Here is a 13,852-nt window from a genome sequence, read left to right as displayed (position 1 = left end):
CAATGAGATTGGATAAATTTTTAAAAGTTTCCCGGTTAATTAAAAGGCGTACCGTTGCCAACGAAGCATGCGATGCGGGACGTGTTCTGGTAAACGGCAAACCAGCCAAGGCATCTACAAAGGTTAAGCCTGGAGATATCCTGGAGATCCAGTTTGGAAGCAATGTTGTAAAAGCGGAGATACTGGAGGTAAAAGAGACCGTGAAAAAGGAAGATGCGGATAAAATGTTCCGCTATCTCTAGAGATATACAGTACTAATACAGCCCAATCCCCCATATAATGATGGAAGAAAGTATAGATGGAGGAAGCTGTATTGTGGATGAGAAGCAACCGACAATGCTCCATGGTTTCATACTGAAAAACCGCCAGACAGGCAATGTTACAGGCGTCAGGGATGTGGTATCCTTCGATATGAATGAGATTTTATTAGATACACAGCAGGGAATGCTGACGATCAAGGGAAAGGACCTCCATGTTACGAGACTGAATCTGGAAAAGCAGGAGGTAGACCTGGAGGGGACCATAGACAGTCTGACCTATACTGAGGGAGGAATCCACGGCCAGAAAGCAGGGGAGAATCTGCTGAAACGGCTGTTCAAATAAGCGCCTATGAGCGAGTATATGAATCAGGAGCTTATTTTATTTGCCAGCTCTGTCTGGGCAGGAGTTCTGATGGTGGCAGCTTATGATGTACTGCGGATTTTCCGGAGAGTCTGCGCTCACCCTGCCCTGTGGATCAGTATAGAAGACATCCTGTACTGGACGGCCGGCGGTGTTTTTCTGTTTTCCAGAATGTATGAGGAAAATGACGGTGTCATACGCCTGTACGCCCTTGCAGGCATTCTTCTGGGAGTTATTTTATATCATTACAGTGTCAGCGAAATATTAGTAAAATACATATCATTTTTTTTAAATAAAATAAAAGGTTTCCTTAAAATACCTCTGAAATTGACAGCACGATGGATAAAAAGGTTGAAATTTCCACTGTCACGAGGTAAAATTTTAGTATTGAACTATTTGTCAGCAAGGAAAGTCAGGAAGAAAAATGATGAGAGAACGGACAAAAAAAAGAATGCAGTCAAAAAAGAAAAAAAGAAAAGGCGTCCGAAACCGGATAGCCATGATTAGTATAACCTTTGTCGTGTGTGTTCTTCTTGGGGCACTCCTCTACGAAGGCGCGGCTCTGAAAAAAAAGGTTGCCGGCAACGAGGCGAAAAAGGTGGCGATTTCTGAAGAAATAAAGAAGGAAGAAGAGCGTACAAAAGAGATAGAAGAGACAAAAGAATACATGCAGTCAGATGAATACGCGGAAAAAGTCGCAAGAGATAAACTGGGATTGGTTAAGAACAATGAGATCGTATTCAAAGAGGAAAAGTAGCCGGCTCAGTAAATACCATATTTTGTCTAAAAGTTTTTAAGCACAGAGTAGTGTTTTTGACAAAGATTAAAGGAAAAAACATCTATAATACACCTTTGATAGCGAATGCTAATTCAGGGGAGGTAATCATAGATGCAGGAATGGATTATTGCCATGCTCGTAATCAGCGCGCTACTGATTATCCGGGACATGGCAAAAACTATTTTTTCAGGAATGAAAAAAAGTGCGGCAACCATTGTATATGACCAGCATCCACAGAAAGAGAAAATGGAACGATATGCAACCTCTTTTCAGCGTTTAGCTAATAGTTTTTACGGTATGCCTTACCGTAAAGATTATCTGAGCAATGGAGAAATAGAAGAACTGATTGGAGAAGTGGAACAGAACTTCTGCGAGAAATGCCATCTGCACCATGTGTGCTGGCAGAAGCAGTATCTGCAGACCCAGCAGAGAATATACAATCTTCTGAGAATCATGGAAGAAGGAGATGAGGAAAAAATCAGACGGGGGAAGGTAGAGCTCATGGGTATCTGTGTGAATCAGGGAAAGCTTGGGGACGAGCTGTACCGGATGATATCCAGGGAGCGGCAGAACCTGGTCTGGAGCAACAAACTTATTGAAAACCGCCTGGCAGTAGCGGAACAGCTCAGTGAGATGGCGCGGATCATGCAGCTTATGTCCAGAGATATGTTTGAGGTGACTGATGTACTGCCGGAATTCAAGGATGATCTGGAGCGGAGGCTGAAGAAGAAAAATATTGTGCTGAAAAGTATCTGGATGCTGGAGCTTCCGGATGGAAAACAGCAGTATTTTATGCGGCTTCGAAGCAGGGGAGGTCAGTGCATCCCGGTGAATGAGGCAGCGGCACAGCTCTCAAAGGAATGCGGATGTTCTATGGTGGCGCGCAAGGACAGCCGATCTCTGATCAACGGGGAATTTACTACATACAGTTTTGTGGAGGATGTTAATTTTAAGGTACTGTATGGTGCGGCCAAGATAACCAAGGATAAAGAGAGTGTATCCGGGGACAATTATATGTGTACTATGGAGGATACCGGCCAGTTTTTTATGTGTCTTTCGGATGGTATGGGTTCCGGTCTGGAGGCCTGTCAGGAGAGTGAGATGGTAGTGGACCTTCTGGAGGAGTTTGTAGATGCGGGATTCACAGGAGAGACGGCTGCAAAAATGGTAAACTCAGCCCTGGTTCTTCAGGGCAAAAACGGGCATTTCTCCACGGTAGACATCTGTGTGATGGATTTGTATTCCGGTATGGGGCATTTCCTGAAGGCCGGAGCGGCAACAACATTCATCAAACGCAACAACTGGGTAGAGGCGATTTCATCCACCAGCCTGGGACTGGGTCTGGTGCAGCAGATCGACTTCGAAACTACCACAAAGAAATTATACGACGGGGATTTTTTGATTATGGTGACCGACGGGGTGCTGGACGCGCTGCCCCTGGACCGCCAGGAAGAAGTAATGAAAGAAATTATACTGCAGACCCGGGGAAATGCCCCCAAAGAATTGGGGCGGGGGATTCTCGAGCGGGTGTTGGGATATAGTGAATACCGGGCAGTGGACGATATGACCGTACTGGTGGCCGGTATCTGGAAAAAGTAGGAGACAAAGGATGGAAAATAAGGTATTTGCTTATATCAGGCAATATCATATGATAGAGGAAGGGGACCGCATTGTGGCAGGAGTCTCCGGCGGGGCAGATTCGGTATGCCTTCTTGCGCTGTTAAAAGAATATCAGAAACAGGCGGACTTTGCGCTTGGTGTGGTCCATGTGAATCATCAGATTCGGGGATCGGAGGCAAAGAGAGATGCCAAATACGTGGACAGGCTCTGCAGGCAGTGGAAGATTCCCTGCATAGAGTATTCTTATCCGGTGGAGCAAATGGCAAAGGAAGGGCATATGACACTGGAGGAAGCGGGGAGAAAGGCCCGCTATGATGCGTTTCAGAGATTTATGGAGGAATGGAATGGAGATAAGGTGGCCTTGGCACACCATCAGAACGATGTGGCTGAGACATTTCTTTATCATTTGGCCAGAGGCAGTGGGATTCGGGGCCTGTGCGGGATACGACCTGTGCGGGAGCGGATTATCCGGCCTCTTCTTGGCGTGGAGAGAAAAGAAATTGAGAATTATCTGGAGCAGAAAGGCATAGAGTATCTTACAGACAGTACCAATCTGAGTCTGGATTATACAAGAAACAAGATACGCCATCAGGTTTTGCCGGTACTGGTTCATGATATTAACGAGCAGACAGTTTCACATATTGCCCGGACAGCCGGGATGCTTTTGGAAGCAGATAATTATCTGGATGAGCTGGCAGGGAAACTGAAAGAGGAATATGTAAGAGAAGAAAAGGGAAGAATTAGAGTCAGCAAAGAACTTTTTCAGGAAAGAGAGATCCTTCAGCAATATGTGCTTCGCAGGACACTGGGAGAACTGGCGGGGGGATTGAAGGACATAGGGGCAGACCATATCAAAAGTCTCATGGACCTTGCAAAAAGCGGCCCTGGAAAACGGGTTTCCCTCCCCGGAAGAATCCAGGGAGAAATGGAGTACCAGGCGCTTTGGCTGGCAAAGGAAGAGGCAGAGCTTCCCGGGACGCCCCGGCCTGCCTGGAGCTGGAGAAGGTTTTCCTACGAAAATCAGCCAATTCCGGAAAAAAAGTATACGAAATGGTTTGATTATGATAAAATAGAAGATAGTCTAAACGTACGGACGCGCAGACCAGGAGATTATCTCGTGATCAATGCCTCCGGCGGAAGGAAAAAAATAAAGGATTACCTTATTGACTGCAAGGTGCCCCGCAGAGAAAGGGAGGAGCTTCTTCTGCTTGCGGACGGCTCACATATTCTGTGGGTGGTGGGTTACCGGATCAGTGAATACTATAAAGTTACCCAAGAGACAAAAAATGTTTTAGAAGTACGGGTAGAAGGAGGAAATCAACATGAGTGAAAAAGTTCACGTGCTGCTCAGCGAGGAGGAAGTAGAGAAAAGAATACGGGAAATCGGAGAGCAGATCAGCAGGGACTACGAGGGCAGAAGCGTACATCTAATCTGTGTGCTGAAAGGCGGCGTATTTTTCACCTGTGAACTGGCAAAGAGACTCAAAGTACCGGTCAGCCTGGACTTTATGTCCGTGTCCAGCTATGGTGACGACACGAAATCCAGCGGAGTAGTGAGGATTGTAAAAGATCTGGATGAGCCGCTGGAGGGCAAGGATGTATTAATTGTGGAGGACATTATTGACTCCGGAAGAACGCTGAGCTATCTGATGGAGGTTCTGCGCCAGAGAGGACCAAAAAGCCTGAAGCTCTGTACGCTCCTGGATAAGCCGGAGCGCAGAGTGCGGGACGTGCAGGTGGATTACGTGTGCTTCAATATCCCGGACGAGTTCGTTGTGGGATACGGCCTGGATTATGCACAGAAATACAGAAATCTTCCATATATAGGTGTGGTAGAACTTTAGGGAAAAGGAGAGCAGGAAGTGAATAAGCAAACAAGAGGGTTAGGATTCTATCTGGTCCTTGGAGTTCTGATTATCGGGGCCTGGTGGTTCATTACCAATCAGGTGACAACGAATAATTCTTATACGTATCAGGATTTTGTGAAAGATGTAGACAGCCAAAATATAACAAAAGTAGCCATTCATCCCAACAATGCAGTGCCCACAGGACAGGTAGTGCTGGAATTAAAGGGAGGAGAACAGAGACAGTTTTATGTGAGCGATGTGGTAAAGGTAGAGGAATATCTGGAAGGGTCCTATATTGTGCCGACCCTGTACGATGTCCCCGGGGATAATGTGTTCATGTCATCTATTCTGCCCCTGCTGCTGACCGGAGGTCTGGTAATCTTTATGATTATGATGATGAACCGCCAGATGTCAGGAGGCGGCAGCAACGCCAAGATGATGAACTTTGGTAAGAGCCGTGCCAAGATGTCCGTGGACGCAGAGAAAAAAGTCACCTTTGCCAATGTAGCAGGACTTCAGGAAGAAAAAGAGGACTTAGTCGAGATAGTGGATTTCCTTAAAAATCCACAGAAGTATACAAAGGTGGGCGCCAGGATTCCCAAAGGGGTTCTTCTGGTTGGACCGCCGGGTACAGGTAAGACACTCCTCGCCAAGGCAGTAGCGGGAGAGGCGGGAGTTCCGTTTTTCAGCATCTCCGGGTCTGACTTTGTAGAGATGTTTGTGGGAGTGGGCGCTTCCCGTGTGAGAGATTTATTCGAAGAAGGAAAGAAGAATGCCCCATGTATTATTTTTATAGACGAGATTGATGCAGTGGCCAGACGCAGGGGCACAGGAATGGGCGGCGGCCATGACGAGAGGGAACAGACCCTCAACCAGCTGCTTGTGGAAATGGACGGCTTTGGGGTGAATGAGGGAATTATTGTAATGTCAGCCACAAACCGTGTGGACATTCTGGATCCCGCTATTCTGAGGCCAGGACGATTTGACCGAAAGGTTGGAGTGGGAAAACCAGATATTAAAGGCAGAGAAGAGATTCTTCATGTCCATGCCAAAGGGAAGCCTCTGGGAGACGACGTAAATCTGAAAGAGATTGCCCAGACTACTGCAGGATTTACCGGTGCGGATCTGGAAAACCTTATCAATGAAGCGGCTATTTTGGCGGCAAAAAAGGAACGGGCCTATATTGTGCAGGCGGATTTGAAGGAATCCTTTGTAAAGGTAGGAATCGGTTCTGAAAAGAAGAGCCGGATCATTTCTGAAAAAGAGAAACGGATTACAGCATATCACGAGGCAGGGCATGCCATATTGTTCCACCTCCTGCCGGATGTGGGGCCTGTCCACACCATCTCAATCATTCCTACCGGAATGGGGGCCGCCGGATATACCATGCCCCTTCCGGAAAAAGATGAGATGTTTAATACCAAGAATCAGATGCTGCAGCATATTGTTGTGGATCTGGGAGGGCGTGTGGCAGAGGAACTGGTATTTAAGGATGTGACTACAGGGGCCTCCCAGGATATCAAACAGGCAACAAAACTGGCCCGGGCTATGGTAACCAAGTATGGTATGTCCGAAAAAGTGGGACTTATCAATTATGGGGAAGACGATGAAGAAGTCTTTATCGGCAGAGATTTGGCCCATACCAGGGGCTACGGAGAAAATGTAGCTACCACTATTGATAGCGAAGTGAAGCGTATTATTGATGAAGCTTACGAGAAAGCAAAAACATTAATCCAGAGTCATGAGGATGTTCTTCATAAATGCGTGGATTTATTATTGGATAAAGAAAAAATCGGAAGAGAAGAGTTTGAAGCGCTGTTTGAAGAGAAGGCTATGGCTTAGAAGGTTTTTTACTGACAGAAAAGGGTTTTTGTATATTTTTTAGCAGGAGGCGGAAGAGGGAAATGGGACGGTGTAAAAAAACGCCCAAAAATGAACTGAAATATCAGTGAAGATTGTGCACACTTTTCCCTTGCCGCTTGCTATAATAATAACTGTAAAAACCCCCCAATACATTATATAGTTTTTGCTACACCCCATAAGAAGAAATACCTTCTCCAAAAAAGACAGCGTTCGGTAGCTGTCTTTTTTACGTTTGAAAATAGTTGTATTGGAGGATGTCAGCGTATAAAATGAAAAGAGGCATTTCCATCATTGAATAAAGGGGACGGAATATGATGCAACATGGAAATTATCAGGAAGTTCGTAAGATTCAGCAGTATGTATCAAATATGCGGCCGCTGTTTAACAAGGCTGCTTTATATAGCGACAGAACACAGAATTACAGAGAACCCTATGAGCCGGATCCGGGTGATACGGTAACGATCCGGTTTAGAACCCTGGAAAATAATGTGGACGGAGTCTACATTGTCCGGGGGGAACAGAAAACACTTATGGACTATGCGTATACAGAGTGCGGGTTTGATTTTTATGAGACACAGTTACAGGTAGATGAAGAACCCATCTATTACTATTTTGAAATAACCTCAGGCAGGATCCGCTGCTATTTCAGTGAGCAGGGATTGGCAAAGGAACAGCCCATTTACACCCAGTTTTCCATTGTCCCGGGATTCCATACCCCACAGTGGGCAAAAGGGGCTGTGATGTATCAAATTTATGTGGATCGCTTCTTCAACGGGGATCCCTCCAATGATGTGGAGACGGGAGAGTACTTCTACATCGGTGCCAAAAGCCAGAAGGTGCTGGATTGGTACGAAACACCTCAGCCCATGGACATTCACAGGTTTTACGGCGGTGATATTCAGGGCATTTGGGATAAACTGGATTACCTCCAGGAGCTGGGGGTGGATGTCCTGTATCTGAATCCCATATTTGTCTCCCCGTCCAATCATAAGTACGATTGCCAGGACTATGACTACATCGACCCCCATTATGGAAAAATTGTGGAAGACGGCGGCGAATTGCTGGCAGACTGGGATCGGGAAAATGCTCACGCCGGCAAATATATCAAAAGGGTCACAGACAAAAAGAACCTGGAGGCCAGCAACCAGTTTTTTGCGGAATTTGTGGAGGAGGTGCACCGGAGAGGAATGCGCATTATCCTGGATGGGGTCTTCAATCACTGCGGTTCCTTTAATAAATGGCTGGACAGAGAGCGGATTTATGAGTATGCGGAAGGATATGACAAGGGGGCTTATGTGGATGCATTCAGCCCGTACAGGAGCTTTTTCCACTTTTACAATGAAAATGCATGGCCTTACAACGATTCTTATGACGGATGGTGGGGGCATGACACCCTCCCGAAACTGAACTATGAACGATCGGATAAGCTTTATGAATATATTATGGAGGTTGCCAGGAAATGGGTATCTCCGCCCTATAATGTGGACGGATGGCGGCTGGATGTTGCTGCGGATCTGGGACACAGCAACGAATACAACCACAGATTCTGGAAGGATTTCCGAAAGAATGTGAAAGAGGCCAATCCCGACGCCATTATCTTGGCAGAGCATTACGGAGAGGCCGGAGAGTGGCTTCACGGAGATGAGTGGGATACCATAATGAATTATGATGCCTTCATGGAGCCCATCACCTGGTTTTTGACAGGGATGGAGAAGCACAGCGATGAGTATAACGGAGGCCTTTACGGAAACAGCGATGCGTTTAAGAATGCTATGACATATCATTTATCCAGAATGACAGAGCCGACTCTGGAGGTGGCAATGAATGAGTTATCCAATCATGACCACTCCAGGTTTCTTACCAGGACCAACAAAAAAGTGGGAAGAGTTGCACAGCTGGGCCCCCGGGCAGCAGAGGAGGGGGTAAGCAAAGCCGTCTTCAGGGAGGCCATTGTCATGCAGATGACATGGCCCGGAGCACCGACGATCTACTACGGTGATGAGGTGGGGCTCTGTGGATTTACAGATCCGGATAACAGAAGAACTTACCCCTGGGGAAGAGAAGATATGGAACTGCTGGAATTCTATAAAGGTATGATTCAGATACACAAAGGCAGTGAGTCTCTGCTCCACGGCTCCTTAAAATATCTTCACAACGATTATCAGAGACTTACCTATGGAAGATTCACCAGGCATTACAAGATGGTGATCAGCGTCAATAACCGGCAGGAATCGGCCTTCCTGACGATTCCTGTATGGCAGCTGGGGTCTGAAAGAGCGGGTGTGGATATCTACGAGCGGATAGCTCTTACCACTGCAGAGGGATATACCTTTGACAAAACCGTATACCAGAGTAATAATGGTATGCTTGAGATTGAACTTCCCCCGGTATCTGCGGTAGTACTCCGGAAAATACCGTCAAATAAAAGCTGAATTCCCCGGGAAAACAGAGGAAAAGTACTTGCATTCTCAAATGGATTGTGGTAAAATCGGATCTTGTCAGAAGCAATAACCATTGGTTTTCTTTGGAAAATCAATGCATGGATGGATTCCCGAGTGGCCAAAGGGGGCAGACTGTAAATCTGTTGGCAACGCCTTCGAAGGTTCGAATCCTTCTCCATCCACTGGATTGTTTATCCACTGCCGCAGTGGCGGAACTGGCAGACGCACAGGACTTAAAATCCTGCGAGGGTTAAACTTCGTACCGGTTCGATTCCGGTCTGCGGCACTAAAGTAAGGGAAACGTGAATTAGCAGCGTTTCCTTTATTTTATTTCAGGCTTAACGCAGTAAAGTCTTCAAACGCTTAGAGCAAAGCGTTTGAAGACTTTTTTATTTAAATATTTAAAACCTTTATGATATTATGGCAGTTATATAGGTAAAGGGAATAAGGAGGGATGTTTTATGGATGACGGCCAGATGATTGAGCAGATCCGGCAGGGCAGTAAAGAATACCTGAATACCATTGCTGAAAAGTACTACGATGACATATACCGCTTCTGCTGCTATCAGACCGGCAGCCCGGATCAGTCTTATGATCTTGCCCAGGAGACCTTCCTCCGATTCATACGGTATGTGGATCATTACCGCCACAAGAATCTGAAGGGGTACCTTCTTGCCATTGCCATGAATGTATGCAGAGACTATTTTCATTGTGAGAAAAAGAGGAGGTCAGTGCTTTGGGACTCGCTTCTGAATCCGGAGGGAGAGTGTATAGGCGGGGACGCTGCCAGTGAGAGGGTCTTGAGGGCTGAGCGGATAGGAAAAGTACGGGAGGCATTGTTGCGTCTGCCGCCTATGCAGCGGGAGGTAATTGTTCTGCACTGCTGCAGCGGGCTTACCTACAGGGAAATCGGAGCCGTCACAGGGGCAGGGACATCCACCGTAAAATCCCGGATGAAGCAGGGAACCGAGAAATTGAAAAAAATGCTGAGAAAGGAGGATTTTTATGGGGAATGACAAAATAAAGCTGCCGGAACTCCCGGTGGATCCCATAAGGAAAAAGGAGTCCCTTTACAAAATACAGGAGGCAGCCGCCTATAAGAGACTGGTGTACTGTCCCTCTTGGCTGGAGATTCTGAAAAGTCAGCTTTCCTATATATCCAGAGGGTATTGGATTGGCCAGGGAGCTTTTGCGGGAGTAGGGATAGTCTTATTTCTTCTGTTGGGAAATCTTTCCCGGGAGGATGCTCCCTATCTGTTCTACGCTTCCGTTCTTGCAGCAAGCATAGGCATAGTGACCGTGATGGAACTTGGCAGAAGCCAGTCTTTTCAGATGGGAGAGCTGGAAGAGAGCTGCTATTTTAACCTGGGACAGCTCTGGGCAATTAAAATGATACTATCAGGGAGTATAAACGTTGCTATTCTTACAGGAGTGATAGGGGGGCTTTCCAGAAAAACAGACTTTGGAATATTGGCCCTGTGCCTGTATATTCTTGTCCCCTTTGTGATCTCCCACGGGTGCTACCTGCTTCTGCTGTTCTGGGGCAGAAACATGGGGAAAAAGTGGCCTCAGATTACGGCTGCGGTCTTTATGGGTCTGGCAGCCATGATCCCCGGGGCGTTCCCGGGTGTATACCGACAGATGTATCTGCCGGTATGGGGGGGAGTGTTTCTCATGGGAGTGGTTCTTCTGGGGCTGGAGCTGCATTCTCTGTTTAAGAAACTGTCTGTGGGAGGAGAGAAAATATGCTGGAGTTAAAGCTGGATCGGGTGACAAAACAGTATAAGGAGAAAATGGCAGTAGATCACATCAGTGTTTCGTTTGCAAATGGGGTATACGGTCTGCTGGGAGAAAACGGTGCGGGAAAAACGACACTGCTGCGAATGATATGCAGTCTTCTCCCTTCCGGGGAGGGAGAAATCGTCTGCAACGGGATTCCTATACAGAATATGGGGAGGGAATACAGACGCCTTTTGGGATATCTGCCGCAGGAATTCGGGTATTACCCGGAGTTTACCCCATGGCGGTACCTTATGTACCTTGCATCGCTGAAGGCTCTGCCCAAGGCTATGGCCCAAGAGAGGTGCCGGGAACTCTTAAAGCTGGTAGGGCTTGAAGGAGAGGAAAGGCAGAAGATTAAAACCTTTTCCGGAGGAATGGTGAGAAGACTGGGAATCGCTCAGGCACTGCTCAACGATCCGGAGATTCTGATTCTGGATGAGCCTACCTCCGGGCTGGATCCCAGAGAACGCATCCGCTTCCGGAACATTATCAGCTCCCTTGGAAAAAACAGAATTGTGATTTTGTCTACCCATATTGTGGCAGATGTAGCCTATATCGCAGACGAGATTCTCCTTATGAAAAAGGGTAAGATTATCGGGAGAGGCAGCCCGGAAGAGTTGGTAAAGAGGATGTATGGCTGTGTATGGGAATGTATGATCCCCGGGGACAAAGTGGAAGAGTATACAGAAAGGTATCCGGTAAGCAATCTTAAAAATGTGGATAACCAGGTAAGACTCCGCATGCTTTCGGTGGATAAGCCCTGTGAAAATGCAGTACCGGCGGAACCGGGTCTGGAAGATGTTTATCTGTATGTTACAGAAGAGGGAAGGGGAGCGCATGAAGATATTGCAGACAGAAATATATAAGATTTGTACCAGAAAGATATTATACCTGGGACTCTTTGCGGGGCTTCTGTTTTTGGGGTTTTATTTTTGGACAGGTGTTCTGGGAGGTGAGTATGTATATGAGGACGGCATCTGTTACCGAAGGATGGAGGCCATTGAAAAGAACCTGGAGGCAGCCAAAAACTATGAAGGTCCCCTAACCCGCGAAAAGGCTGAGGATATCATTGATACTTTTGGGTGGACAGAATATGCAGACAATCTAAAGACAGATCCGGAGACAGGTGACACCAAAAAAGGGTATTATGAGAATGCCTGCAACCGGTTTGTGACAGAGTCCCTTTCTACCCGAAGATGGGGCTCCGAATTCCCTGCGCTGGTGAGGGCACAGGATGTTCCGGAAATCAGTGCGCTGATGGATGGGGGATTGGAGTATGCATATGGGGATGTATGGGGAAGTGATTTTCTTGAAATGCATATGATGGCCAGACTGATTCTGGCTGTGTTGACGGTGATTGCGGCAGCACCGGTATTTTCAGAAGAGTATGCCCTTGGAACCGTAAATGTGCTGATGACAACAGAGTATGGGCGGGGAAAAAATGCCGTCTGTAAGGCAGGGGCCGTGCTGGGACTTACGGGTATTCTTTATCTGGCGGTGTCCGGGGCACTTTTTGCCCTTTTCGCAGGAGTTTACGGCACAGAGGGATTAAGGGCAAGCGGGGAATTGGTTTTCCCTGATTTATACTATATGGGAGCCTCCAGGGGAACGGCAGGGGGACTTCTTTTAAGATATTTGCTGGCGGGGTTTCTGGCCAACATCGGGACAGGAGGGATTACACTTTTTATATCGTCCCGGTGCCGGCAGACGTTTAAATCCCTCCTGTGGTCCCTTTTCTTTTATGTGCTTCCTCTGATAATGTACAGTATTATATTAACTATGCTGGGTCCCTCCAGAACCGTAATCCTTCTCCGGGGAATCATTGGTTCCCTGACACTTTTTATGCCTATGGCGGAACTGTCCAGCGCATCGGCTGTGTTCCGGTGGAGTGAATACGGAATTGTGGCTGTTGTAACCGTATTCTGTGTGCTGAAAGGGTGCCGACGCTACAGCAGATATCAGATCACTTGAATTGCCGGTAGAATTCTTTTAACTCTGTTTTTGTGTCCAATGGAAGCTGGCTTTTTTTGATACCCAGGACTGCACCTTCCAGGGCGTAAAGTCTTTGGATACAGGCAGAATCATCAATGGCCTTAATCTTCAGCCATGCCTGCCGGCTGCCGGTTTCTCTTAGCTGCTCCGGTGTGGTAATGCCTACTTCTTCCAGCTGTGCCTCCACGGCTGGGCCGATGTTGGGAAGTTTAGATAGTTCACCCATAATCATCCTCCTTTCTTACTTGGCAGTTAAATTTATATCGCAGAAGCTCTGCAGGATCCTTGAGAAGAAATTCTCCCTGCCCCTGGCCAGATAGTGCCAGAGACTAAAGGCAACGGCAAAGGAGCCGAGAAGGCAGGCGATGATATCCTGCATGGTATCATTTACCCCTGTGGTAAATACATTCTGGGGGTCATTGTGTAGAATAAAGTTAATAACGTATTCAAAAATTTCCCAGAAGCAGGCTACAGCCAGAGAAAAACAGAGGGAAAACAGGCTGGTGAGAGGGGCATCCTCTCTCTCCAGCTTTTTTCTTGGCTTAAAGATGTAGAAAATACAGCACCCGATAAGCGTAAAAACGATACCGGATAAAAAGTGTACAAACTTATCATAGCCGGGTACAAGGTGGTAGCCGTTTAAAATCATGCCGATTCCAAAAGCAAGGGTAGAGAAGGCGTAGATAGCAAAGTGTATAATATAGGTCGGGCGAAGGCGAAATACCTTGTTAAATACAAAAGGTATGAAGGCAAAGGCGCAGAAAGAGAAGGCCAGCATTACGTAATAGGATGTAGAATTTATTATATTATAGATTCCTGTCAGGATACCCGCCAGGATAATGGCGGCCCCATAATAGCCGCAGATTTTTTTGTAGCGTTCATTTACATCAATGGTATTCATTTATAAC

At 46.9% G+C, this 13,852-nt stretch carries 14 protein-coding genes and 2 tRNA genes; 14 read left to right on the top strand and 2 right to left on the bottom strand.

Translation table 11 applies throughout. The features are described from left to right. Positions 1 to 2: 2 nt before the first annotated feature. The 14 genes from GKG41_RS08620 (at position 3) to GKG41_RS08550 (ending at position 12,923) form a co-directional block, all read left to right on the top strand. Positions 3 to 242 (top strand): RNA-binding S4 domain-containing protein, encoded by a 240-nt coding sequence (locus GKG41_RS08620; protein WP_072851681.1) that lies wholly within the window; start codon positions 3 to 5, stop codon positions 240 to 242. 94 nt (positions 243 to 336) lie between these two features. After that, complete coding sequence (gene yabP, locus GKG41_RS08615; RefSeq protein ID WP_072851774.1) at positions 337 to 603, top strand: sporulation protein YabP; 267 nt, start codon at positions 337 to 339, stop codon at positions 601 to 603. A 442-nt stretch (positions 604 to 1,045) separates the two neighbouring features. Beyond that, on the top strand, positions 1,046 to 1,378 hold the full coding sequence (locus GKG41_RS08605; RefSeq protein WP_226904218.1) for a septum formation initiator family protein: 333 nt from the start codon (positions 1,046 to 1,048) through the stop codon (positions 1,376 to 1,378). A 132-nt stretch (positions 1,379 to 1,510) separates the two neighbouring features. Beyond that, positions 1,511 to 2,998 carry a SpoIIE family protein phosphatase gene (locus tag GKG41_RS08600; protein ID WP_154258113.1) on the top strand — a complete coding sequence of 496 codons (1,488 nt, stop codon included), beginning with the start codon at positions 1,511 to 1,513 and terminating at the stop codon, positions 2,996 to 2,998. 10 nt (positions 2,999 to 3,008) lie between these two features. After that, positions 3,009 to 4,349, top strand: coding sequence for a tRNA lysidine(34) synthetase TilS (gene tilS / locus GKG41_RS08595; RefSeq protein WP_154258112.1), 1,341 nt, complete (start codon positions 3,009 to 3,011; stop codon positions 4,347 to 4,349). Next, positions 4,342 to 4,863 carry a hypoxanthine phosphoribosyltransferase gene (gene hpt, locus GKG41_RS08590; RefSeq protein ID WP_154258111.1) on the top strand — a complete coding sequence of 174 codons (522 nt, stop codon included), beginning with the start codon at positions 4,342 to 4,344 and terminating at the stop codon, positions 4,861 to 4,863. The genes tilS and hpt overlap by 8 nt, the downstream gene beginning before the upstream one ends. Positions 4,864 to 4,881: 18 nt before the next feature. Beyond that, positions 4,882 to 6,708 carry an ATP-dependent zinc metalloprotease FtsH gene (ftsH, locus tag GKG41_RS08585; RefSeq protein ID WP_226904220.1) on the top strand — a complete coding sequence of 609 codons (1,827 nt, stop codon included), beginning with the start codon at positions 4,882 to 4,884 and terminating at the stop codon, positions 6,706 to 6,708. A gap of 332 nt (positions 6,709 to 7,040) precedes the next feature. Then, a complete protein-coding gene (locus GKG41_RS08580; protein WP_347563346.1) occupies positions 7,041 to 9,161 on the top strand; it encodes a glycoside hydrolase family 13 protein in 2,121 nt (706 codons plus the stop codon). Positions 9,162 to 9,270: 109 nt separating this feature from the next. After that, positions 9,271 to 9,352, top strand: a tRNA-Tyr gene (locus tag GKG41_RS08575). 18 nt (positions 9,353 to 9,370) lie between these two features. Next, positions 9,371 to 9,456 (top strand) — tRNA-Leu (locus tag GKG41_RS08570). 175 nt (positions 9,457 to 9,631) lie between these two features. Further along, positions 9,632 to 10,186: an RNA polymerase sigma factor gene (locus tag GKG41_RS08565; RefSeq protein WP_154258110.1), complete on the top strand. Its 555-nt coding sequence runs from the start codon at positions 9,632 to 9,634 to the stop codon at positions 10,184 to 10,186. Then, the gene (locus GKG41_RS08560) at positions 10,176 to 10,928 is read left to right on the top strand and encodes a hypothetical protein (RefSeq protein WP_154258109.1); all 753 of its coding nucleotides are present in this window, start codon (positions 10,176 to 10,178) and stop codon (positions 10,926 to 10,928) included. The genes GKG41_RS08565 and GKG41_RS08560 overlap by 11 nt, the downstream gene beginning before the upstream one ends. Next, positions 10,916 to 11,818 (top strand): ABC transporter ATP-binding protein, encoded by a 903-nt coding sequence (locus GKG41_RS08555; RefSeq protein WP_154258108.1) that lies wholly within the window; start codon positions 10,916 to 10,918, stop codon positions 11,816 to 11,818. Before GKG41_RS08560 ends, GKG41_RS08555 begins: the two co-directional genes overlap by 13 nt. Next, the gene (locus tag GKG41_RS08550; RefSeq protein WP_173015622.1) at positions 11,790 to 12,923 is read left to right on the top strand and encodes an ABC transporter permease subunit; all 1,134 of its coding nucleotides are present in this window, start codon (positions 11,790 to 11,792) and stop codon (positions 12,921 to 12,923) included. The genes GKG41_RS08555 and GKG41_RS08550 overlap by 29 nt, the downstream gene beginning before the upstream one ends. Here the strand turns inward: GKG41_RS08550 and GKG41_RS08545 are convergent. Together GKG41_RS08545 and GKG41_RS08540 are read right to left on the bottom strand one after the other, a co-directional pair. Beyond that, positions 12,916 to 13,170: a TfoX/Sxy family protein gene (locus GKG41_RS08545; protein ID WP_154258106.1), complete on the bottom strand. Its 255-nt coding sequence runs from the start codon at positions 13,168 to 13,170 to the stop codon at positions 12,916 to 12,918. The genes GKG41_RS08550 and GKG41_RS08545 overlap by 8 nt on opposite strands. A gap of 15 nt (positions 13,171 to 13,185) precedes the next feature. Next, positions 13,186 to 13,845, bottom strand: coding sequence for a DUF2238 domain-containing protein (locus tag GKG41_RS08540; protein ID WP_154258105.1), 660 nt, complete (start codon positions 13,843 to 13,845; stop codon positions 13,186 to 13,188). Between the last annotated feature and the right edge of the window lie 7 nt (positions 13,846 to 13,852).

The sequence above is a fragment of the Lactonifactor sp. BIOML-A5 genome, assembly GCF_009677585.1.
Lineage (GTDB): Bacteria > Bacillota > Clostridia > Lachnospirales > Lachnospiraceae > Lactonifactor.
The sequence above is the reverse complement of the archived record's forward strand: the minus strand, read 5'-3'. Positions and strand labels throughout refer to the sequence as shown.

Coding starts and splice junctions, on each gene's coding strand:
- GKG41_RS08620 (WP_072851681.1), top strand. CDS start 3: ATGAGATTGGATAAATTTTTAAAAGTTTCCCGGTTAATTAAAAGGCGT.
- yabP (WP_072851774.1), top strand. CDS start 337: ATGCTCCATGGTTTCATACTGAAAAACCGCCAGACAGGCAATGTTACA.
- GKG41_RS08605 (WP_226904218.1), top strand. CDS start 1,046: ATGATGAGAGAACGGACAAAAAAAAGAATGCAGTCAAAAAAGAAAAAA.
- GKG41_RS08600 (WP_154258113.1), top strand. CDS start 1,511: ATGCAGGAATGGATTATTGCCATGCTCGTAATCAGCGCGCTACTGATT.
- tilS (WP_154258112.1), top strand. CDS start 3,009: ATGGAAAATAAGGTATTTGCTTATATCAGGCAATATCATATGATAGAG.
- hpt (WP_154258111.1), top strand. CDS start 4,342: ATGAGTGAAAAAGTTCACGTGCTGCTCAGCGAGGAGGAAGTAGAGAAA.
- GKG41_RS08580 (WP_347563346.1), top strand. CDS start 7,041: ATGATGCAACATGGAAATTATCAGGAAGTTCGTAAGATTCAGCAGTAT.
- GKG41_RS08565 (WP_154258110.1), top strand. CDS start 9,632: ATGGATGACGGCCAGATGATTGAGCAGATCCGGCAGGGCAGTAAAGAA.
- GKG41_RS08560 (WP_154258109.1), top strand. CDS start 10,176: ATGGGGAATGACAAAATAAAGCTGCCGGAACTCCCGGTGGATCCCATA.
- GKG41_RS08555 (WP_154258108.1), top strand. CDS start 10,916: ATGCTGGAGTTAAAGCTGGATCGGGTGACAAAACAGTATAAGGAGAAA.
- GKG41_RS08550 (WP_173015622.1), top strand. CDS start 11,790: ATGAAGATATTGCAGACAGAAATATATAAGATTTGTACCAGAAAGATA.
- GKG41_RS08545 (WP_154258106.1), bottom strand. CDS start 13,170: ATGGGTGAACTATCTAAACTTCCCAACATCGGCCCAGCCGTGGAGGCA.
- GKG41_RS08540 (WP_154258105.1), bottom strand. CDS start 13,845: ATGAATACCATTGATGTAAATGAACGCTACAAAAAAATCTGCGGCTAT.